Below are 22179 nucleotides of genomic sequence, written 5' to 3' on the forward strand. Positions count from 1 at the left end.
TCATCCCCCTGCCGGGACCTTCTCCCCGTAAGGACGGGGAGAGGGTAAGGGTGAGGGGCCGCTTCAATACAAACCTGAAACGAACTAGCGGAAGCCGATCGCGCCCGCGCTTGCCAGCGCCTCGCCGGCATCGGCGGCCACGTCCTCCGGCAGATTGCCGCGCGGGAACCAGGCGGCCTCGGCAATCCCGGTCGAAGGATCCGCGGTGGCCGCACCGCTGAGGACCGACGCGGCGTAGGTAACGATGAGGCGACTGCCATTGAAGGGACAGAGCGCATCGTCGAAAACCGAGATGATGCAATGCGGCAGGACCAGAATACCGAGCTGTTCGTGAAGCCGCCGCGTCGCCGCCAGCGCCATGGCCTCGCCGGGCAGAACGGACCCGCCGGGCAGCATCCATTGCGCCGCGTACCCACCCGCTCGATAGCGGGCGAGAAGAACCCGCCGGTGCCGGTCCTCGATCAGAAGCCGACAATCCACCGCGATGGTCCGCATTGCCGGCCCGACGGTCCGCCGCTTGGCAGCTGTCGGCGCTCGAACATGCACGATGGTCATCGGTCCTGCTCCCGGTTTGAATTCGTCACCCTATGTCGAGACCGGCAGGCGACCATGGACGGCGCGATCACACCGCCACGGATTGCGCCATCCCCTTGTCGATCGCCTTGGCCACCGCCACCGAGGCAATCGCCAGATCCTGCAATCCGACGCCCGTACCGTCGAACAGGGTGATCTCGTCGGGCGACGACCGGCCGGGGTGCTGCCCGTCGATCACCGCACCAATCGGCGTGATCGCCGCCGCATCGACCAGGCCGGCCGCCACGGCGTGCTGGCACTCACCGATGGCCGCCGCCTGCGCGACTTCATCGGTGAACAGCGTTGCCGCGGCAACGAGCGCCGCATCGACCTCCTGCTTTCCCTTGGTGTCGGTTCCCATGCAGGCCAGATGCGTTCCGGGCCTGACCTGCGCAAGGCTGAGGATCGGCGCGAAACTCGATGTGATGGTGATGATGACATCGGCCTCGGCTCCGAGCCGGTCGAGATCGACCGCCTCGAAAGGCAACCCCAACTCAGCCGCGGTCGCCTCCAGGCGGCCCAGCATCTCGGGATGCAGATTCCAGCCGACGACCTTGTCGAAATCGCGCTGCGCGACGGCGGCCCGCATCTGGAACGCCGACTGGAAACCGGCGCCAACCATGCCCAGCACCCGCGCATCGCGGCGTGCCAGATGCTTGATCGAAACCGCCGAGGCCGCCGCCGTGCGCAGGGCCGTCAGATGATTGCCGCCGACCATCGCCATTGGCCGGCCGCTGTCCGGGTCGAACAGGAAGACGGTCGACTGGTGGTTGGTCAGCCCCTTCTTCTCATTGCCAGGCCAATAGCCGCCGGATTTCAGCCCCAGCACCATGCCGGCGCGGTCGAAGCCCGATTTGAAGCCGTACAGCGCATCCGCATGGCCGATGGCTTCCCGGATGACCGGGAAATTGTAGGCGTCGCCCCGCGCCATCGCCGAAAAAATGGCCTCGACAGCTGCAAACGCGTCGTCGCGCCCCATGATTTCGCGGCAGGTCGCCTCGCTGACGATGTGCATGGCCGGCGTTCTCAATAGGCCAGGCCGCGCGCCGTCACCGGCCACAGGCTTTCCACCTTGCCGTTGCGGACGCCGACATACCAGTCGTGCACGTTGCAGGTCGGGTCGCAATGGCCAGGCACCAGGCGCAGCTTCTCGTTGATCTTCAGCACCCCGCCCAGATCCTCGATGACGCCATGCTCGTCCGAGCATTTGACGTATTTCACGTCGTCGCGGCCGTGGATGAAGGGCAGGCCCGAATCCACCGACTGCGCCTTCAGGCCGGCATCGCAGATCGCCTTGTCCTTCTTGGCGTGGCTCATCACGCTGGTCAGGATGAACAGCGCGTTCTCCCATTCGCCCTGGTCGATGCGCTTGCCGTCACGGTCCAGTATGCGGCCGTAATCGGCGTCCATGAAGGCATAGGAACCGCATTGCAGCTCGTTGTAGACGCCGGAATTGCTCTCGAAATAGTAGCTGCCCGTGCCGCCGCCGGAGACCAGTTCGGGCGCCAGCCCTTCCTTCTTCAACGCCTCGACCGCATCCTTCACCTGGGCGATGGCCGCATCCAGCTTGGCCTTGCGGTCCTCATAGCTGGCGAGATGCTGCATCGCTCCCTGATAGGCCTGGATGCCGGTGAGCTTCAGACCTGGCGCGGCATCGATGGCCTTGGCGATCTCCACCACGGCTTCGCTGGTGAGGACGCCGCAGCGGCCCGCCCCGCAATCGATCTCGACGAAGCATTCGAGCGCCGTGCCATGCTTCTGCACGGCCGCCGAAAGGTCAGCGACATTGTCGAAATCGTCGACGCAGACGATGATGCGCGCGCCGTAGTTCGGCAGGCGGGCGAGACGGTCGATCTTGGCCGGGTCGCGCACCTGGTTCGACACCAGAATGTCCTTGATGCCGCCACGGGCGAAGGCTTCCGCCTCGGACACCTTCTGGCAGCAGATGCCGACGGCGCCGCCGAGCCTTTCCTGCAGCTTCGCCACGTCGACCGATTTGTGCATCTTGCCGTGCACCCGGTGGCGCATGCCATGCGCCCGTGCATAGTCGCCCATCTTCCGGATGTTGCGCTCCAGCGCATCGAGATCGAGGACCAGGCAGGGGGTCTGGATGTCCTTCTCGTCCATGCCGATGGCGGCCGGGATGTCGTATCCGACCTCGTGGCCGGCAATGGTTTCGTGCTTTGTCATGGGTATCTCCTCAAGCCTTGGCCCAGGGCAGTTTGCCAAGATCGACGTTGCCGCCGGTGATGATGACGCCGACGCGCTTGCCGGCGAAAAGGGGTTTGTTCTTCAGGATCGTCGCCAGCGGCACGGCGCTCGACGGCTCCATGACGATCTTCATGCGCTGCCAGATCAGCCGCATCGCCTCGACGATCTCCTCCTCGGTCGCCGTCAGAACGTCCTCCACATGCCTGGAGACGAAATGCCAAGTGAGTTCCTTCAGCGGCACTTTCAGCCCGTCGGCGACCGTCTCGGGCGCGTCGTCGGCGATGATGTGGCCGGCCTTGAAGGAGCGGCAGGCATCGTCGGCATTCTTCGGCTCGGCTGCATACACCTTGGTTTTCGGCGCGATGGTCGACAAGGTCAGGCAGGAGCCCGACACCATGCCGCCGCCGCCGATCGGCGCGACGACCGCGTCGAGTTCACCCAGTTCATCGATCATCTCCCTGGAACAGGTTGCCTGGCCGGCGATCACCCGGGCGTCGTTGTAGGGGTGGACGAACTCGGCGCCGGTCTCGGCCACCACTTCGGCGAACACCGCCTCGCGCGACGAGGTGCTCGGCTCGCATTCGACGATCCTGCCGCCATAGCCGCGCACCGCCGCCTTCTTGGCCTCCGGCGCCGTGCGCGGCATGACCACGGTTGCGGGGATGCCGCGCCGGCCCGCCGCATAGGCGAGCGACAGGGCATGATTGCCCGACGAATGGGTCGCCACGCCGACCGCCGCCTTCGCCGCGTCCAGGCCGAACACCGCGTTCGACGCGCCGCGCGCCTTGAAGGCGCCGGCCTTCTGGAAATTCTCGCATTTGAAGAACAGGCTGGCGCCGATCAGATCATTCATGAACGTGCTGGTCAGCACCGGTGTCCGGTGGATATGCGGGGCGATGCGCTCATGCGCGGCCTCGACATCGGCATAGGTCGGTATGTCCATCCTCATGCTCCTCAGGCTGCCGCGCGCGCCGAGCCGGCATTCTCGCGGCTGGTGCGATAGTATTCCTGCGCGGCGGCAACGCCAGAGCCAAGCGTGACCGGCAAGCCGAGATCCGCCATGACCATTTCCGCCGTGGCGATGCCCGACAACGCCATGACGTCGGTCATTGAGCCAAGATGGCCGATGCGGAACAGCTTGCCGGCCACCTCGCCCAGCCCGACACCGAACGCCACACCGTATTTTTCGGCGGCATGGGTGACGATGCGGGTGGCGTCGAAACCGTCGGGAACGACGACGGCGCTGACCGTGTCGGAGTAAAGCTCCGGCCGCTGGGCACACAGCGAAAGGCCCCAGGCAGCGACCGCCCGGCGGACGCCTTCGGCGATCCGGTGATGACGGGCGAGAACGCGCGGCAGCCCCTCCTCCTCGAGCATGGCGATCGAAACGCTGAGCCCGCGGATCAGGTTGACCGGGGGCGTATAGGGATATCCACCGCCGGCATTGCTTTTCAGCATGTCGCGAAAATCGAAGAAGCAGCGCGGACACTGTGCCGAGGCGACCGCCTGGATGGCCTTCGGACCGATGCCGAGAATGGCGAGCCCCGCCGGCAGCATGAACCCCTTCTGCGAGCCGGTGATGGCGATATCGACCCCCCAATCGTCCATGCGGAAATCCATCGAGGCGATGGAGCTGACGCCGTCGACGTAGAGAAGCGCCGGGTGGCGGGCCGCATCGATGGCGCGGCGAACGGCGGCAATGTCGCTCACCACGCCCGTGGCGGTCTCGTTATGGCAGACCAGGATGGCCTTGATGGCGTGGCCGGCATCGGCCTTCAGCGCTTCTTCGAACGCCTCGGCCGGCGCGCCCTCGCCCCAGGGCGTCTCGATGACCTCGACCTCAAGCCCGTGCCGGCGGCACAGATCGATCCAGCGATGCGAGAACATGCCGTAGCGCGCCGCCAGCACCTTGTCTCCGGGCGACAAGGTGTTGGTGATGGCCGCTTCCCAGGCGCCGGTGCCGGTGGAAGGAAACAGGATGATCTCCGCCTGCTTCGAACGCAGGATGCGGCGCACGCCGTCCTGCGCCGGCTTCAGCATCTCGGCGAAGGCCGGCGAACGGTGGTCGATCGACGGATAGTCGACCGCGCGGCGCAGCCGCTCGGGGATGTTGGTGGGACCCGGAATGAAGATCGGGTTCTGGGTGGACATCAGCTTCGTCTCCAAGCCTGACAGGGGATCCGGCATTGCTGCGAATGCCGGGTTTCTGGAGACAGATTAGGGCGCCGAGGCGGATCAGCGCAATTTTTTTGAAAAATATTTTCATTTTCTGAATTAAATGATTAATCGTTTGATTTTACGTAATTTATTTGTTTTGCGCAGGCCGCAAAAGTTCTTCGCATCGTTGACGAAAAGCAGCGGCGGACTAAACTGGCGGGCAATGGGAGAACATCATGGCACCGCAGGTCGGTCGGGCGCGTGGGCGCCCGCGCTCGTTTCACAACACCGCGCAGAACTCGCTGATCCAGTCGCTGGACCGGGCCATGGACGTGCTGAAGGTCGTGGCCGGCGGCAGCGGCCTTTCGCTGACGGAAATCGCCGATCGCTCCGGCCAGTCGGCTTCGACCGCCTACCGCATCCTGATAACGCTGGAAAAGCACCGCGTCGTGCAGTTCGACGAACCGGCGCAGCTCTGGCATGTGGGGCTGGAAGCATTCCGCATCGGCAGCAGCTTCCTCGGCCGCACCAGCATCGTCGAGCAGAGCCGCCCGGTGATGCAGCGCATCATGGCCGAGACCGGCGAGACGGCCAACCTGGCGATCATCGACCGTGGCGAGGTGATCTTCGTCAGCCAGGTGGAGACGCATGAGCCGATCCGCGCCTTCTTCCGGCCGGGCACACGCGGCCCGGTGCACGCCTCCGGGATCGGCAAGGCGCTCCTCGCCTTCCTGCCGGAGATCCAGGCCCAGACGATCTTGAAGCAGGGCGCGCAGGACGCCTACACGGACAAGACGATCGTCTCCGGCGAAGCGCTCGCCGCCGAAATGGCGACGATCCGCACACGTGGCTGGGCGATCGACGACGAGGAGCGGACGCCCGGCATGCGCTGCATCGCAGCGCCAATCTTCAACCAGTTCGGCGAAGCGGTGGCCGGCGTCTCGCTGTCCGGCCCCGCCTTCCGCATCACGCCGAAGCGCGATGCGGATTACGGGGTTCTGGTGCGCAAGGCGGCCGACGAGATCACCCGCGCGATCGGCGGCATGCCGCCGCGCGGGTAATTGTCCACGCCGCTTCTACTCCGCAAAGAAGGCGAAGCGCAGGGTGAACAGCGCGGCGACGATCCACGTCGCCGGATGCACCTCGCGCGGCCGTCCGGCCAGCGTCTTCAGCACGGCGTAGCTGACGAAACCAAAGGCCAGCCCGTTGGCGATCGAATAGGTGAACGGCATCATCAATGCCGTCAGCGCCGCCGGCGCCGCCTCGGTCACGTCGTCCCATTTCACCTCGATGAGCTCGCGCATCATCAACGCCGCCACATAAAGAAGCGCCGGCGCGGTGGCATAGGCCGGCACCGAGCCTGCCAGCGGCGAGAACATCAGCGCGGCGATGAACAGGGCCGCCACGACCAGCGCAGTCAGGCCCGTGCGTCCGCCGGCCTGCACGCCCGACGCGCTCTCTACATAGGCCGTGGTGCTGCTGGTGCCGAGCATCGAGCCGGCGACGATCGCCGTCGAATCGGCCATCAGGGCCCGGCCGAGCCGGTTCGGTTCGCCCTGCTTCATCAGGCCGGCGCGCTTGGCGACACCAATCAGCGTGCCGGTGGCGTCGAACACCTCGACCAGCACGAAGACCAGGATCACGTGCAGGAACCCGGCCTGCAGGGCGCCCCAGATGTCGAGCTGCAGGAAGGTGGGCAGGATGCTGGGCGGCAGGGAAACCACGCCCTGGAATTCATTGATGCCGAGAAGCATCGACACGATGGTGACGACCAGCATGCCGATCAGGATGGCGCCGCGCACCTTGTGCGCGTCGAGGGCCGCGATGATGAAGAACCCGGCAATGGCGAGCAGCGGACCGGGCTGCGAAAGATCGCCAAGGGTGACGAAGGTCGCCTCGGAGGCGACGACGATGCCGGAGCCCTTCAGCGCGATGATGGCCAGGAACAGGCCGATGCCGGCGACGATGGCGCAGCGCATCGACTGGGGAATGCCCGAGACGAGCCAGCGGCGCGCACCGGTGACCGTCAGGATCAGGAAGATGACGCCGGAGATGAACACCGCGCCCAGCGCCTGCTGCCAGGTGAAGCCCATGCCGCCAACCACGGTGAAGGCGAAAAAGGCATTCAGGCCCATGCCCGGCGCCATGCCGATCGGCCATTTTGCCAGCAATGCCATGACCAGCGTTCCGAGCGCGGCGGCAAGGCATGTCGCGACGAACACCGCCCCGCGGTCCATGCCGGTGGTCGACAGGATCGCCGGGTTGACGAAGATGATGTAGGACATGGTGAGAAAGGTGGTGAGCCCGGCGACCACCTCGGTCCTGATGGAGGTGCCATGCGCCTCCAGCTCGAAAAACTTGGCTATCATAAATTCCTCCCAACCTCCCCTTTCACGGCAACCGAGGCGTGAAAGCAGGGAGCCGCTCAACTCCTCTGAGCGTCGCGCAGCAGGCTAGAGGCATGGCGCGCTGTCACAAGCGCGCGAGCGCTAAATCAGTTTCAAGAAAATATTGATGGCTGCCCCGCGCCGCATAAGCGCGCTCTCACCCGCGCGAAATCAGGCGACTTCGCGCAGGCGCGGCTTGCCGCCGCCCGGCACCAACGGCTTGTCGACCGCCATGGACGCAGCCTTCACGACCTTCGCGTCCGCCTTCCGGGCGGTCAGGAAGCGGGCGACACCATACTGGATGGCGATACCCGCGGCCAGCAGCGCGGCGTCGGCCGGCACGTTCGTTTCGAAGCGGATGCGCAGGATCTGCAGGACGATGGCCAGCACCGAACCGGTTGCGAATACAGCCAGCCCGTTGCGGCCCATCAACTCGATGGGACCGAAGATCGGCAGTTTGAACAGGCCGACGACCCAGGCGGCATTGGTCAGCACATAGGCCAGCGCCAGCGCATGCAACAGGCGCGGCAACGCCAGGAAAGTCTTGTCGAAGCCGCCCATGAAGAACGGCACAACCTGCGCGCCCGGCAGCTTGCCGAGCTGGTACATCACCCAGACGCAGGAAACCGCCAGATAAGCGGTGCACAGCCAGAACAGCCACGGCTTGAAGGGCACGAGCTTGCGCCCGTCGAGCATCGCCAGTCCGCCGGCAATGCCGATCGCATAGATCAGCTGCCAGGCGAAAGGATTGAAGAACCAGCCGCCCGGATTGGGATAGTTCGGCATGTTCAGGCGCAGAAAGCCCGCCGCCATCCAGACCAGGACCGAAACGGCGACCAGCGCCAGCCGGCTGCGCAGGCCGATCAGAATGTAGAGCGGCGAGACGAGCAGCAGCGTCGCGTAGAGCGGCAGGATGTTGAAATAGCCCAGCTGGTGGCCGAGCAGCGGAATGCCGACCATGGTCTGCAGGGGCTGGTCGAGCAGGCGGGCGAAGTTGATCTTGCCGACCATCTCCACCGTGCCGAGATAGAGAACGCCAGCGGCAACCAGGCCGATGGCGAACATGGACGAGACGAGATGCGTCACATAGAGCGTCCACGCGCGCCGCCAGACCCGCGTGCAGGCGGACAGGAACGGGTCGGCACGAAAACTGCGCGAATAGGCAAGCCCGACGGCGATGCCGGACATCAGGACGAACGCCTCCGCCGCATCGGAAAAGCCGAAATTGCGCGAGGTCAGGCGTTCGAACGCATTGCCCGGCACATGATTGATGAAGATCGTCATCAACGCCAGGCCGCGAAACACGTCGAGGCGCTGGTCGCGCCCATGGTTGCGTTCGGGGCTGGCTGGCACGAAGGGAGCGTTCATCGCGCGCCCCTCACCGTTTCGCATCGGCGGAGGCCAGGACGCCCTGCTCAACCGGCCTGCCGGCGCCGTCATCATGCGCGATGCCGCCGCGCCACCGCGCCAGGACCGCCTCCTGACGTGTCACCACCGGGGCCGGATCGTCATCGGCGCTGGTGCGGAACACACCGGCCTGCCGCGACCCGGCGGACGCCGTCCAGGAACTGACATGTATCAGCAGCGGCGCGAACACCTGCGGCGCGGCCACCAGCAGCAGCCAGGACACGTATTCGGGCGCGAACTGAAAGGCGAAGCCGAGCGTGACCAGGCCGGTCGCACTGATCCACCAGCTTGCCGCCCAGGCTTCGGACAGGCTGACGGATCCCGCCTCGCGGTTGGTCGCCGGCCACCCGCCATCCATGCCGGAAAGCACTTCCAGCACGGCACGGCATTGATACATCAGCATGATCGGCGCAAGCAGGCTCGTGGTGGCGATCTCGGTCAGCGTGTTGAGCAGCGCCCTTCTGGTGCCGCCGAACCCGGCATTGACGCCGCTGAGCGCGCCGCGCGCGACGATCACCAGCTTCGGCCCGATCAGCAGGCCGAACACGCCGACCAGAAGGGTCAGCGCCAGGCCCTGCTCGACGCGCGGGAAAACCGGAAACAGGCCGGGCTCGGGGAAATAGTCCGGCACCCCCTTCAAGGTCGGCGCGGCGATGCTGGCCAGGATGAACAACGCCCATAAGGGCGATGCGACATAAGCCATGATGTTCTGCAGGAAGACGAACCGGCTCCACGCCTTCAGCCCCGGCGCCGTCATCACCCGGCCATGCTGCAAATTGCCCTGGCACCAGCGCCGGTCGCGCTTGGCGAAATCGATGACATTGTCCGGCCCCTCCTCGAAGGAGCCGGTCAGATCCGGATCGACCCGCACGGTCCAGCCATTGCGCGTCAAAAGCGCCGCCTCGACATAATCATGGCTGAGGATATGCCCGCCGAAAGGCGGCGTGCCGCTCAATTCCGGCAGGCCGCAACTCTGTGCGAAGGCCCGTGTGCGGACAATCGCATTATGTCCCCAGAAGGGACCGGCATCGCCCTGCAGCTCAGCCAGGCCGCGCGTGTAGACCGGGGAATAGAAGGCCGTGGAGAATTGCATGGCGCGGCCGAAATAGGAGCGCGCATGAACGATCTTCGGCAAGGTCTGCAAGAGGCCGAGCTTGGGGTCGGCATCCATGCGCCGTACCATCTCGGCCATGGTCGCCCCCTCCATCAGGCTGTCGGCGTCGAGGACGATCAGATAATCGTAGAGCGCGCCGGAAGTGCGGATGAAGTCGGCGACGTTGCCGGCCTTCTTGCCGGTGTTCATCTCGCGCCGGCGATAATAGAGCGCGGCATCCGCCCCGCATTCGCCCCGCAGGCGCTCGAACCAGCGCGCCTCCTCCTGCGCAACCTGCGCGTCGCGCGTGTCCGACAGGATGGCGAAGTCGAAACGCCCGGCAATGCCCAAAGCCTTGAGGCTGCCGATCATGGCGGCGACATGCGAAAAGGTCTTGACCGGGTCTTCATTGTAGACGGGCACCAGGACGGCGGTCCGCGCCTTCGTTGGCGTCGGCACGAAGGGCGGGGTTTCAAGCTTGAGCGGGAAGCTCAACAGGCCGTTGAAGGCATAGGCCGCACCCCAGGCCAGCCACGCCGTGCTGGTGGCCAGAAGGCCGACGCGCGCCGCATCGACCCATTGAATACCATCGCTCGAGAAGTAGCCGATCGCCAGCGCGGAAACCAGGCCGGCCATCAACAGGCAGAACAGGATCGAAAGGACACGTCTTACGCTGACCATCATACGATACAGGGCGGATTTCGGCCGCCATCCCTGAAACTGCGCTGGCTTTGCGGCCAACTATTTCCAAGCGAGCCGCTTGAGGAGCGAGGCAAACAGCGCGCCGCGCGCACGCGGCCGCTCCAGCACCTGCTCCGGCATCGCCATGGGAGCCACCGGGAGCGCAAAACCATCGAGCCCCGGTGTCGGGTTACCCGCATCAAGAACGCGCATCATCGGTCTTTCTCCATTGGTAGCTCCAGATTTCCGAGAGCCGCTTGTCGTCAAGGTTGAGGTAGGCATTCATCTCCACCGGCCCGGCGCCATTCGGCTTGAGGTCGATCACGAGACGCCACATCCCATTGTTGTCGATACGCGAAACCGTCGAGTGGACGATGTCGCCGCGGCTGACATTCACAACCGCCTCAATGTTCGAGTCGGTCGAAAGGTTCCGCAAAACCTCGCCATCGAAATCGACGACGAATTTCCGCAGCCCTTCGGTGTTCTCGACGCCCGAAACGCCGCCAGCGCCGCTGCGCAAGGCCATGACGCGGGCAAAGCGCGCAGTCGTCTCCTCGATGGCACCCCAGCTCAGACGGTAACGGAATTCCAGTTCTTCGCCGGCCTTGACCTGCTTTTCCGGCACCCAGAAGGCGACGATGTTGTCGTTGACCTCAAGCTTCGTCGGGATCTCGACCAGATTGATCGCGCCCTTGCCCCATGAATCGAGCGGCTCGGCAAGCAGCGATGGCCGCCGCTCATAGCCTGCGCCCGCGTCCTGGAAATGCACGAAATCGCGATCGCGCTGGAAAAGACCGAACGCCTTCGGATTCTCCTCAACGAAGAACGATGTCGCCAGTTCGGACGGATTGTTGAGGTTGCGCCAGAGCTCGTCGCCGTTCTGGCGGACGATCTTCAGGCCGTCGCTGTCGTGAACCTGCCCGCGATAATCGTCGAACGCGCTGTCGTTGTTTTCGGCGAACAGGAACATCGACGTCATCGGCGCGATGCCGATCCGCTCGATGTCCTGCCGGGCGAAGATGCGCGCCGTGACCGTCATCACCGTATCGCGTCCCGGCGCGATGACGAAGCGGAACGCGCCGGTCACGCTCTGGCTGTCGAGCGCCGCGTGGATGGTGATCTCCTTGCTGCGCCGGTTTGGCCGTTCGATGTAGAAATCGGTGAAGCGCGGGAATTCCTCGCCATTGGTGGTCGCCGTGTTGATCGCCAGGCCGCGCGCCGAAAGCCCGTACAGCGTGTTGCGGCCGAGCGCGCGGAAATAGCTGGCGCCGAGGAACGAGACCAGCTCGTCCATCACGTCGGGGGCGTTGAGGGGATAGTGCAGCCGGAAGCCGGCCTCGCCGGTCATCACCAGATCCTCGAAGCGCGCCGGATCGAGCGGTTTGCGGTACTCGAAATCGCGCCCGGTGAAGACGACCTGGCGAGCCATGCCGGCATCGACCGAGTGGAGCATCACCGGTTCCTTGAACAGCCAGCCCATATGGAAGGCCTGCAACTCGAACGGCGCCTCTCCCTGCCACAACGCATGGTCGGGGCGGAAGCGAATGGCGCGGTGCTGATCATAGGTCAGTTCGGCGATCTGCTCGGGCAGTTCGAATTCGGGAGCGCTGTAGGTTTCGGCCGCCTTTGCCTTCATCGCTTCGGTAAGCTGCTCGAAGGAAAACGGCACCGGATCCCCGCTTGCATGAGCATCGGGAACCACCGGGGCAGCGTCTTGGGAAAACGCTGACGAAGAAAGGGCCATCAGGCTGGATGTGCCCAGCAGCGGCGCCGTCAGGCAGGAAGCAAGAAAGGAGCGTCGATCCATGAATGGGACTCGTATGCGTGATGCGTTGCGGAAGGGATGTCGCAGCTAAAACCGTGCGATTTCCAAACGCATGAATTGCGGTAAGGTTTAGGCAAAGCACATAACATTCGAAGACCGACTGTTATCAAAAATGAAGCCGGCCGCGGCGAAATCTCTCTCACTTCTCCACGCGGTTTGCAATGGGCTTCATCCAGGATAACAGCTTGATTTCAACCGCTTGCGCTGATCCGGTCACGCAGGTTGGAGATTGGCTCCAAGAACTGGGTTCGGCCGCATCGACCATGGCGGAAACGCCGCGGAAAACGGCCTGTCGCCGCGCCCGAAACAGCTCCTGATTTTCGGCAACCCCAAGGGCGGAACGCCTTTGATGCCACTGCGCCAGACGGCTGGCATCGACTGCCCCTTCAAGGCGCCTGCCCGGAAAGACGAAGAAGGCCGAACCGAACCGACCCGCAACGACACCGTCTGACCTTCCGAACGGCATCAGATCGATGACCGGGCCGGGCCGCTTGTCGAGGCGATCATCCAGGGCATGGCCAAAATGTCGCAGGTGGCCAGCCAGGCCCTGGGAGTAGTGAGCTATAGTGGTCTGGAGCGAACCGAACGGCATCCCGTCCGGCGTCCACCGGTCGCGCCGCTTGCAATCGGACTTTGAATCGTGCCCAATTCACCAACGGCCGATGCGATTTCCTGCATCGGCGCGCCGGTGGGAGGAGAGCCGCAGCGCGGTTTCGAAGCACCCGCCGGCTCCCACCGATTTTCATGGACAGATTTTCAAGGATTGACCGATGGATCTTGGACTGAAGAACAAGCGCGCCCTCGTCCTGGGCGCCAGCCGCGGCCTCGGCGCGGCGATTGCCGAGGGGCTGGCCCGCGAAGGCGTTAACGTGACGGCAGCCGCCCGCAACAAGGAGGCGATCGCCGCGTGGGCGGGCAAGCTGCCCGAGGGTGCCGGCACGGTCACCGTCACGCCGCTTGATCTCTCCGACCTCGCCGCCATCGACGCGCTGGTCGACAAGCTTCTGGCCGAAGGGGGCGTCGACATTCTGGTCAACAATACGGGCGGCCCGCCCCCCTCGACCGCGCTCGACGCCAAGCGCGGCGACTGGCTTGCCAATTTCGAGACCATGGCCGCCAACATCTTCCACCTGACCCAGCGCCTGCTGCCGGCCATGCGCGAGCGCAAATGGGGCCGCGTCCTGACCATCACCTCGTCGGGCGTCGAGCAACCCATCCCCGTCCTGGCCCTGTCGAACGGCATTCGCTCGGCCATCGTCGGCTGGTCGAAGACGCTGTCGAGCGAGGTCGCCAAGGACGGCGTGACGGTCAACATCCTGATGCCCGGCCGCATCCACACCCAGCGCGTGGTGGAGCTCGACACCGCCGCCGCACAACGCTCCGGCAAGGCGGTCGAGGATGTTTCGGCGGCGGCCGCCGAGACGATCCCCATGGGCCGCTACGGCGACCCGGAGGAGTTCGCCAACGTGGCGGTGTTCCTCGCCTCCGAGCGCGCTTCCTACGTCACCGGCGCGAAAATCCGCATCGACGGCGGAGCGACCCGCTCGGTCTAGGCCCTATTTGCCAACGCCCGCCCAAGAGCATGCCATGAGGCCTTGGGCGTGCGCGCGAGCGTGTCGAAATCGACATGCACAAGGCCGAAGCGCTTGTCGTAGCCGAGCGACCATTCGTAATTGTCGAGCAGCGACCAGACGATATAGCCCTTCACCGGCGCGCCCTCGGCAATGGCGCGCCGCACCTGGCGCAGATGCTGGTTGAGGAAGTCGATCCGCGCCGGATCGTCGACCCGTCCGCCGGCGACGCGGTCGGCCGACGCCATGCCGTTTTCGGTAATGTAGATCGGCAAGCCCTTCGTATAGGTCCGGTCGGCCCAGGTGATGAAATGATGCAGCCCCTCGGGGAAAATCTCCCAGTCCATCAGCGTCTTGGGCAGCGGTCCCTGGACGTCCTTCAACGCCGGGAACTGGCCTGACCCGTCGCCGGCGAGCAGCCTGCGCGTATAGTAGTTGATGCCCAGCCAGTCGACCGGCGCGGCGATCGTCTCGAAATCCTGCTCGAAGCCCTTGGGCATATGGGGCCCAAGCCCTTCCAGAACATCTTCCGGATAGGCCTTGTCGAACACGCCGCCCAGGAACCAGCGATTGTAGATGCCGTCGTAAAGACGGGCGGCACGCGCCGCCTCGGGGCTGTCGTCGGCCGGCGCGGCATACTCGAAATTGGTGACGAGGCCGAGATTACCCATGCCCAGAGCCCGCATCGCCTGGGTCGCGCGGCCATGCGCCAGAAGCACATGGTGCATCGCCCTTGCGGCAGCGCGGATGTCACGCAGGCCCGGCGCGTGATCGCCCATGAAATGGCTGAGCCAGGCGACGCACCATGGCTCGTTGATCGTCGCCGCCGTCTCCACCCGGTCGCCGATGCGCTTCATGATCACCTCGGCATAGTCGGCGAAGCGCTCGGCGATGTCCCGGTTGGTCCAGCCGCCCTGGTCGGCCAACGGCGCCGGCAGGTCCCAGTGATAAAGCGTGGCGAACGGCTTCAGCCCCCGCGCCCGCATGCCGTCGACCAGCCGGTCGTAAAAGTCGAGCCCTTCCTCGTTCGGCCTGCCCCGCCCCTCGGGCAGGACGCGCGCCCATGACGTCGAGAAGCGATAGCAATCGAACCCGGCGTCACGCACCAGGTCGAGGTCGCTCTCCCAGCGATGGTAGTGATCGCAGGCCGTCGCTCCATTCTCGCCGCGCGCCGTGTTTCCGGGCGTGGCGGCAAACGTGTCCCAGTGCGACATGCCGCAGCCGCCGAACCGGCTGCCCTCGATCTGATAGCTCGAAGTGGCCGTGCCGAACACGAAGCCCGGCGGGAAATCGGCCCGCGAATACGCCAGTTCCATCGGTTCTGCGGCAATGTCGGACATGCGGGTGCTCCTGGCCTCATCGCAAATGCGAGCTATGGCATCGTGCTTTCCGAAAATCGGAATCGATTTTCGGAAAGCACGATGCATAGATTCAAAGTGTTAGAGCGTCCTTTGTGCGTCCAATTGGACGCACGGCGCTCTAACAGTGGATATCAGCGCCGGCTGGGCGGCGCCGTGGTTTGCCCAATGACGAAATCGGCCTCCCAAAGCTCGCTTTCGAGCGGCCGCCGTGGATCGTCTATCCGATCGAGCAGCATGCGCGCGACACGCTTGCCCGCGTCGCGGATCGACGAGCGCATGGCGGTGAAATAGGGAATGTCGCGCGGCGCGTCGGTGTCGATCGGCTCGAGAAACGAAAGGCAATCGTCGAAGGCCAGCACCGACATGTCCGGCCCCGGCCGCAAGCCCGCCTCGCCGAGCGCGCGGGCAACGCCCATCGCCGGCAGCACGCTGGCGACGAGGATCGCCGTCGGCGGCTCCTGCAGTGCCATGAGTTCGCGCGTCGCGCGGTATCCCTGCGGCTCCGTCATGTCGCCGCTGAACATCAGCGTTTCATCCAGCCTGATGCCGCGCTCCGCAAGCGCCGTGGCATAGCCCTGCCGCCGCCGCTCGGCGAAGTTCATCGTTTCCAGCCCGTTGACGAGCGCGATGCGCCGATGGCCGAGATCGACCAGAAACTCGGTCGCGCGGTGAAAGGCACGCCTGTTGTTGACATCCATCCAGGCATAGTCGCTGCCCTCCTCATCGCTGCGGCCATGCACGACGAAGGGCAGGCCAAGCGCGTTCAGGATGCCGATCCGCCGGTCGCCGGTGAGCGGGCCATGCACCACCACGCCGTCGACCCGCTGGTCCTGGGCAAGGTTGAGATAGATGCGCTCCTGCTCCTCGAGCGGCGCCAGACGAAGCAGGATGTCGTAGCCCGACTCGGCGTAGACTTCGCCCGCGCCGGCGATGAAGTCGGCGAAATGCGGGTTGATCATGATGTGCGTCGAGAGGCTGACCACATGGCCGATGAGGCGCGACTTGCCGGTGGCGAGACTGGCGGCACTCGGGCTCGGACGGTAGTTCAGCCGCTCCGCCGCCTCCACGACACGGGCGCGTGTCTTCTCCGCCACCTCGGGAAAGCCGTTCAGCGCCCGCGACACGGTGGTCTGCGAGAGGCCCAGCGTCTCCGACAGCATCTTCAGATTGACCGCCTTATGCGCCACCAGGGCGTCTCCTCTCCCAAAGCGCTTCAAAAAATTGGTGTCATATCATCACCGACGGATCAAGAGCGCACTGCGAATAACGTTCCATTCCGGCACTCATCCAGCGCATAGGCACCGTGTTTTGGCAAAAATTGCCGGAAACTTGCCGCGAACCCTTGACTCAAACCTTGCGCGGCCTGATGGTATCGAAATCCAAAGCGCTTTGGAAACTGGCATGAGGATGCTTCGAGCGCTGCGGCAGAGAATGATTGAGGAGGAGCGGCCTGACGGCCGCGAGTGGAGGAACTCATGAAGACGTCCATGCTAGCCGGCGCGGTCGCGCTGGCGCTTTCCTGTAGCGCGGCCCATGCGGCCGACCTGAAATTCGCGCCCGGCGAGGATGCGCGCTTCAACTGGAAGAGCTTTGAGGACTTCAAGGCCGCGCACGATTTCTCCGGCCAGGAGATGAGCCTGTTCGGCCCGTGGCTCAGCTCCGACAAGGATCTGATCGAATCGGTCACCGCCTATTTCGAGGAAGCGACCGGCGCCACGGTGAACTATTCCGGCTCAGATTCCTTCGAACAGCAGATCGTCATCGACACCCAGGCCGGCAGCGCGCCGAACGTCGCCGTCTTCCCGCAGCCGGGCCTGGCCTCCGACCTCGCGTCGAAGGGCCTGCTCGTCCCGCTCGGCAACGAGACCGCCGACTGGATGAAGGAGAATTACGCCGCCGGCCAATCCTGGGTCGACCTTGGCACCTACAAGGGCACGGACGGCACGGACAGCTTCTTTGCCTTTGCCTACAAGGCCGATGTGAAATCGCTCGTCTGGTACGTGCCGGAGAATCTCGAGGATGCCGGCTATGAAGTGCCGCAGACGATGGAAGAGCTGAAAGCCCTGTCCGAGCAGATCGTCGCCGACGGCGAGACGCCCTGGTGCATCGGGCTGGGTTCCGGCGGCGCCACCGGCTGGCCGGCCACCGACTGGGTCGAGGACATGATGCTGCGCACGCAGCCGCCCGAAGTCTACGACCAGTGGGTCAAGAACGAGATCCCCTTCGACGATGATCGCATCGTCGCGGCGATCGATGAATTCGGCACCTTCGCCAAGAACGACAAATATGTCGATGGCGGCGCCGGCGCCGTGGTATCGACCGACTTCCGCGACAGCCCGAAGGGCCTCTTCGCCTCGCCGCCGAAATGCTACCTGCACCATCAGGCATCTTTCATCCCTTCCTTTTTCCCGGAGGGAACGGAGCTTGGCCGCGACGCCGACTTCTTCTACTTCCCCGCCTATGCGGAGAAGGACCTCGGCACGCCGGTCCTGGGCGCCGGCACGCTGTTCGCCATCACCAAGGATTCGGAAGTGGCGCGCGCCTTCATCGACTTTCTGAAGACGCCGATCGCCCATGAGGTGTGGATGGCGCAGGCAGGCTTCCTGACCCCGCTGAAGAGCGCCAATCCGGAAGCCTACGCCAATGACGCCTTGCGCAAGCAGGGCGAGATCCTGACCAATGCCACCACCTTCCGCTTCGACGGGTCCGACCTGATGCCCGGCAAGATCGGCGCCGGTGCTTTCTGGACCGGCATGATCGACTATGTCGGCGGCAAAGCTGCCAAGGAGGTCGGCGCCGACATCCAGAAGGAATGGGACGCCATCAAGTAGGACCGACGTGCATGACGCCCCGCCCGCCGGCGCTGTCGGCGGGCGTGGAGGGCGCCAGGCTGGAAACCGGAACCGCAGCTTCCAGGAGGCTGACATGGCCATTTCCTCGACCATAACCACCCCGACGACCGGATCGCCCGGCCCCGGCGGGTTCTTCGTCACGCTCGCCATCGCCCTGTTCATCATGCTTGCGGGCATCGTGGTGAGCGTCGTCTGCGCGGTCGCCGTATTCGCCGCGCTGAACGCGATCCTGCCGGACATCAAGCTGGTCCAGGCGGTGCTCGTCATGCTGCTCGGCGTCGCCGCCTGCTTCGGTTATTTCTGGGGTTCGAACCGCATCCTCGACACGATCTATCCGGCGCACGGCGCGCGGATCGCCGACAACATCAACAAGGCCAACAGCATAAGGCCCTGGCTTTTCCTCGGCCCAGCCGTCGTCATCCTCGGCGTCTATCTCGTCTATCCGGTCGTCAATTCGATCTTCCTCAGCTTCCACGGGCCGGACGGCCGCCAATGGGTGGGCGGGGCGAACTATGCCTGGCTCGTCACCGATGCCGCCTTCCGCGAAAGCATGTTCAACAACATTCTCTGGCTGCTGGTGGTGCCGGCGGCCGCCACATTCTTCGGCCTGATCGCCGCGGCACTGACCGACCGCATCGGCTGGGGCAATCTGGCCAAGAGCCTGATCTTCATGCCGATGGCGATTTCCTTCGTCGGCGCCAGCGTGATCTGGAAATTCATCTACGATTACCGTCCCCAGGGAACGGAGCAGATCGGCCTGCTGAACGCCATCGTCACCTTCTTCGGTGGCGAACCGCAGGCCTGGATCACCCTGCCCCTGTGGAACAGCTTCTTCCTGATGGTCATCCTCATCTGGATCCAGACCGGCTTCGCCATGGTCATCCTCTCGGCGGCCCTGCGCGGCATTCCGGAGGAGACCATCGAAGCGGCCATCATCGACGGCGCTTCGCCGCTGCAGATCTTCTACAAGATCAAGGTGCCGCAGATCTGGGGCACCATCGCCGTGGTCTGGACCACCATCACCATCCTCGTCCTCAAGGTGTTCGACATCGTCCTGGCCATGACCAACGGCCAGTGGGGCAGCCAGGTGCTGGCCAACTACATGTTCGACTGGATGTTCCGCGGCCTCGATTTCGGCCGCGCCTCGACCATCGCCCTGGTCATCATGGCCATGGTCACGCCGATCATGATCTGGAACATCCGCGAAGCGCGAAAGGACATGAAATGAGCACGGTCGTCGGAAGTCGCCCGGCCCTGACCTGGGCCGTTCATCTGGCCGTCCTGTTCCTGGTGGCGCTGTGGACGCTGCCGACGCTCGGTATCCTCGTTTCCTCGCTGCGCGACAAGGACCAGCTCGCCATCAGCGGCTGGTGGACGGCGCTGACCGCCTCCGAACGCAACCTCGTTGCGCGCGCCGCACCGCCCGAGGACGCACAGCCGGAAGGCGGGCGCTGGGTGTTGACGGGCAACGTGTTCAACGGCGACGGCGCGGCCGCGGCCTTCGGCGTCTCCTCACGCGAGCCATCGGCCTTCGCCGCCGGCGACACCGCCGAACTGGGCGATGGCGCGACGGTGACCGTCGAGGCCAATGGCGACTACGTCATCGCCTATCCGGAAAAGCCTGACGGCAAGCGCGGCCAGCGCATCTTCATAAGCTCCGTCGAACCGCCGAAATTCACCACGGAGAATTATGAGAACGTGCTGTTCTCAGAGGGGCTGGGCAAGAGCTTCATCAACACGATGACGGTGACGATCCCGGCGACCGTCATCCCGATCCTGATCGCGGCTTACGCGGCCTATGCGCTGGCCTGGATGGAGTTTCCTGGCCGCGCCCTGCTGCTCGCCACAATCGTCGGCCTTCTGGTGGTGCCGCTGCAGATGTCGCTGATCCCGCTGCTCCGGCTCTACAACGAAGTCGGCATCGGCAAATCCTTCATCGGCATCTGGCTGGCGCATACGGGCTTCGGCTTGCCGCTGGCCATCTATCTCCTGCGCAACTACATGGCCGGCCTGCCACGCGAGATCATCGAAAGCGCCAAGGTGGACGGCGCGTCCGACTTCGAGATCTTCCGCAAGATCATCCTGCCATTGTCCTTCCCGGCGCTCGCCTCCTTCGCCATCTTCCAGTTCCTGTGGACCTGGAACGATCTGCTCGTCGCCACCGTCTTCCTCGGCAACAACGAGGAACAGCTGGTGCTGACAGGGCGCTTGCGCGAACTGCTCGGATCGCGCGGCGGCAATTGGGAAATCCTGACGGCCTCGGCCTTCGTCGCCATCATCGTGCCGATCCTCGTCTTCTTCGCCATGCAACGTTATCTGGTCCGCGGCCTCCTGGCCGGGTCCGTCAAAGGAGGCTGACCGCTCCCATGAATGTCCTGCACGATGTCCCGTTCGAATATGCCCCGGGGGCGATGAGCCGGCATGCCGAGGACCCCGATTGGTGGCGCGGCGCGGTGATCTATCAGATCTATCCGCGCTCGTTCCAGGATTCGAACGGCGACGGCATCGGCGACCTGAAGGGCATCACCCAGCGCCTGCCCTACATCGCCTCGCTGGGTGTCGACGCGATCTGGATATCGCCCTTCTTCAAATCGCCCATGCTCGATTTCGGCTATGACGTGTCGGACTACAAGCAGGTCGATCCGATGTTCGGCTCGCTGGCCGATTTCGACGCCATGATCACCGAGGCGCACCGTCTCGGCCTCAAGGTGATGATCGACCAGGTGATTTCGCACTCCTCCGACCGCCATCCCTGGTTCGTCGAAAGCCGCGAGAACCGCACCAACCCGCGCGCCGACTGGTATGTCTGGGCCGATCCCAAGCCGGACGGCAGCCCGCCCAACAACTGGCTGTCGATCTTCGGCGGCTCGGCCTGGCAATGGGACACCAGCCGCTGCCAGTACTACCTGCACAATTTCCTCGCCAGCCAGCCGGATCTGAACTTCCACAACCACCAGGTCCAGGACGCGCTGCTCGACACGGTGCGCTTCTGGCTCGACCGCGGCGTCGACGGCTTCCGCCTCGACACGATCAATTTCTACTTCCATTCGGCCGGTCTCGAAGACAATCCGCCGCTTGGCCAGGACCAGCGCAACGCCAAGATCGCTCCGGCGGTCAATCCCTACAATTACCAGGAACACCTGTACGACAAGAACCAGCCGGAGAACCTGGCGTTCCTGAAGCGCTTCCGCGCGCTGCTCGACGAATATCCAGGCTCCACCGCCGTCGGCGAGGTGGGCGATGCCCAGCGCGGGCTCGACATCGTCGCCGATTACACCAGCGGCGGCGACAAAGTGCATATGTGCTACTCCTTCGAGTTCCTCTCGCAGGAGCCGCTGACGCCAGCCCGGGTGCGCGGCGTCATCGAGACCTTCCAGCAAAAGGCGCCGGACGGCTGGTCGTGCTGGAGCTTTTCAAACCACGACGTGGTGCGGCACGCCTCGCGCTGGGCCGACCAGGTGCATGACCGCGACGCATTCTTGAAGATGACGACGACCCTCGTCCTGTCGCTGCGCGGCTCGGTCTGTCTCTATCAGGGCGAGGAACTGGGGCTGACGGAGGCGGTGCTCGACCTGAAGGATCTGCAGGACCCGTACGGCATCCAGTTCTGGCCGACCTTCAAGGGCCGCGACGGCTGCCGCACGCCGATGGTCTGGTCGGAAAGCCAGGTCAATGCGGGCTTTTCCTCCGGCAAGCCATGGCTGCCCGTACCGCCGGAACACCTGCATCTGGCCGTTTCTGCGCAAGGCGGCGGCGACACGCTGCTGGCCCACTATCGTGGCGCCCTCGCCTTTCGCGCCCGGCATGAGGAATTCGCCAAGGGCGACATCGCCTTTCGCGACGCGGGAGACGACGTGCTCCTGTTCGAACGATCCATGGCCGGCGCCTCCATACTGGTCGCCATCAATATGAGCGACCGCCCGGCGGAAGTGACGCTCGACCTCAAGGCCTACACGGAAATGACCGATTCCGGCGCCGCCGGGCAGATTGAAGACGGCACACTGAAGCTGCCGCCTTACGCAAGCTGGTTCGCCCGCAAGGGACGATGAAAAGGGGGAGGA

At 64.7% G+C, this 22179-nt stretch carries 19 protein-coding genes; 6 read left to right on the forward strand and 13 right to left on the reverse strand.

Translation table 11 applies throughout. The features are described 5' to 3' along the window. Positions 1–84 precede the first annotated feature (84 nt). From AB843_RS13460 to bhcA, 5 genes are all read right to left on the reverse strand, one after another. Positions 85–555 (reverse strand): NUDIX hydrolase, encoded by a 471-nt coding sequence (locus AB843_RS13460; protein WP_048647395.1) that lies wholly within the window; start codon positions 553–555, stop codon positions 85–87. A gap of 67 nt (positions 556–622) precedes the next feature. Next, positions 623–1588, reverse strand: a complete 966-nt coding sequence (gene bhcD, locus AB843_RS13465; RefSeq protein WP_048647396.1) for an iminosuccinate reductase BhcD — start codon at positions 1586–1588, stop codon at positions 623–625. A gap of 11 nt (positions 1589–1599) precedes the next feature. Beyond that, positions 1600–2763 (reverse strand): 3-hydroxy-D-aspartate aldolase BhcC, encoded by a 1164-nt coding sequence (bhcC, locus tag AB843_RS13470; RefSeq protein ID WP_048647397.1) that lies wholly within the window; start codon positions 2761–2763, stop codon positions 1600–1602. Between the two features lie 10 nt (positions 2764–2773). Continuing rightward, entirely contained in the window at positions 2774–3727 is a 954-nt protein-coding gene (bhcB, locus tag AB843_RS13475; protein WP_048647398.1) for a beta-hydroxyaspartate dehydratase BhcB, read from the reverse strand. An 11-nt stretch (positions 3728–3738) separates the two neighbouring features. Continuing rightward, positions 3739–4935, reverse strand: a complete 1197-nt coding sequence (bhcA, locus tag AB843_RS13480; protein ID WP_048647578.1) for an L-aspartate--glyoxylate aminotransferase BhcA — start codon at positions 4933–4935, stop codon at positions 3739–3741. Between the two features lie 242 nt (positions 4936–5177). Here bhcA and bhcR point away from each other — a divergent pair, with 242 nt between their 5' ends. Beyond that, positions 5178–6002, forward strand: a complete 825-nt coding sequence (bhcR, locus tag AB843_RS13485) for an HTH-type transcriptional regulator BhcR (RefSeq protein ID WP_048647399.1) — start codon at positions 5178–5180, stop codon at positions 6000–6002. Positions 6003–6017: 15 nt separating this feature from the next. Here the strand turns inward: bhcR and AB843_RS13490 are convergent, their stop codons facing one another. The 6 genes from AB843_RS13490 to AB843_RS26140 form a co-directional block, all read right to left on the reverse strand. Then, the gene (locus AB843_RS13490; protein WP_048647400.1) at positions 6018–7310 is read right to left on the reverse strand and encodes an NCS2 family permease; all 1293 of its coding nucleotides are present in this window, start codon (positions 7308–7310) and stop codon (positions 6018–6020) included. Positions 7311–7499: 189 nt separating this feature from the next. Further along, complete coding sequence (locus AB843_RS13495) at positions 7500–8696, reverse strand: OpgC family protein (protein WP_048647401.1); 1197 nt, start codon at positions 8694–8696, stop codon at positions 7500–7502. 10 nt (positions 8697–8706) lie between these two features. Further along, positions 8707–10569 carry a glucans biosynthesis glucosyltransferase MdoH gene (mdoH, locus tag AB843_RS13500; protein ID WP_244467978.1) on the reverse strand — a complete coding sequence of 621 codons (1863 nt, stop codon included), beginning with the start codon at positions 10567–10569 and terminating at the stop codon, positions 8707–8709. Continuing rightward, positions 10570–10725, reverse strand: coding sequence for a hypothetical protein (locus AB843_RS25580; RefSeq protein ID WP_157384506.1), 156 nt, complete (start codon positions 10723–10725; stop codon positions 10570–10572). Next, a complete protein-coding gene (locus AB843_RS13505; RefSeq protein ID WP_048647402.1) occupies positions 10709–12316 on the reverse strand; it encodes an OpgD/OpgG family glucan biosynthesis protein in 1608 nt (535 codons plus the stop codon). The genes AB843_RS25580 and AB843_RS13505 overlap by 17 nt, the downstream gene beginning before the upstream one ends. Positions 12317–12473: 157 nt before the next feature. Continuing rightward, positions 12474–12926 carry a hypothetical protein gene (locus AB843_RS26140; RefSeq protein ID WP_048647403.1) on the reverse strand — a complete coding sequence of 151 codons (453 nt, stop codon included), beginning with the start codon at positions 12924–12926 and terminating at the stop codon, positions 12474–12476. Between the two features lie 178 nt (positions 12927–13104). Here AB843_RS26140 and AB843_RS13515 point away from each other — a divergent pair, with 178 nt between their 5' ends. Beyond that, positions 13105–13887, forward strand: coding sequence for an SDR family oxidoreductase (locus AB843_RS13515; protein WP_048647404.1), 783 nt, complete (start codon positions 13105–13107; stop codon positions 13885–13887). On the opposite strand, the gene AB843_RS13520 is transcribed toward AB843_RS13515, so the two are convergent. Beyond that, positions 13884–15245 carry a GH1 family beta-glucosidase gene (locus AB843_RS13520; protein WP_048647405.1) on the reverse strand — a complete coding sequence of 454 codons (1362 nt, stop codon included), beginning with the start codon at positions 15243–15245 and terminating at the stop codon, positions 13884–13886. The genes AB843_RS13515 and AB843_RS13520 overlap by 4 nt on opposite strands. 152 nt (positions 15246–15397) lie before the next feature. Continuing rightward, a complete protein-coding gene (locus AB843_RS13525; RefSeq protein ID WP_082143841.1) occupies positions 15398–16456 on the reverse strand; it encodes a substrate-binding domain-containing protein in 1059 nt (352 codons plus the stop codon). A gap of 285 nt (positions 16457–16741) precedes the next feature. Here AB843_RS13525 and AB843_RS13530 point away from each other — a divergent pair, with 285 nt between their 5' ends. The 4 genes from AB843_RS13530 (at position 16742) to bglA (ending at position 22167) form a co-directional block, all read left to right on the forward strand. Beyond that, positions 16742–18097 (forward strand): ABC transporter substrate-binding protein, encoded by a 1356-nt coding sequence (locus tag AB843_RS13530; protein ID WP_048647581.1) that lies wholly within the window; start codon positions 16742–16744, stop codon positions 18095–18097. A 286-nt stretch (positions 18098–18383) separates the two neighbouring features. Continuing rightward, positions 18384–19346: a carbohydrate ABC transporter permease gene (locus AB843_RS13535; protein WP_048647582.1), complete on the forward strand. Its 963-nt coding sequence runs from the start codon at positions 18384–18386 to the stop codon at positions 19344–19346. Continuing rightward, positions 19343–20476, forward strand: a complete 1134-nt coding sequence (locus AB843_RS13540; protein ID WP_048647406.1) for a carbohydrate ABC transporter permease — start codon at positions 19343–19345, stop codon at positions 20474–20476. The genes AB843_RS13535 and AB843_RS13540 overlap by 4 nt, the downstream gene beginning before the upstream one ends. Before the next feature lie 8 nt (positions 20477–20484). Continuing rightward, complete coding sequence (gene bglA / locus AB843_RS13545) at positions 20485–22167, forward strand: beta-galactosidase BglA (protein ID WP_048647407.1); 1683 nt, start codon at positions 20485–20487, stop codon at positions 22165–22167. Positions 22168–22179 lie beyond the last annotated feature (12 nt).

Source organism: Nitratireductor soli (genome assembly GCF_001050155.1).
Lineage (GTDB): Bacteria > Pseudomonadota > Alphaproteobacteria > Rhizobiales > Rhizobiaceae > Nitratireductor > Nitratireductor soli.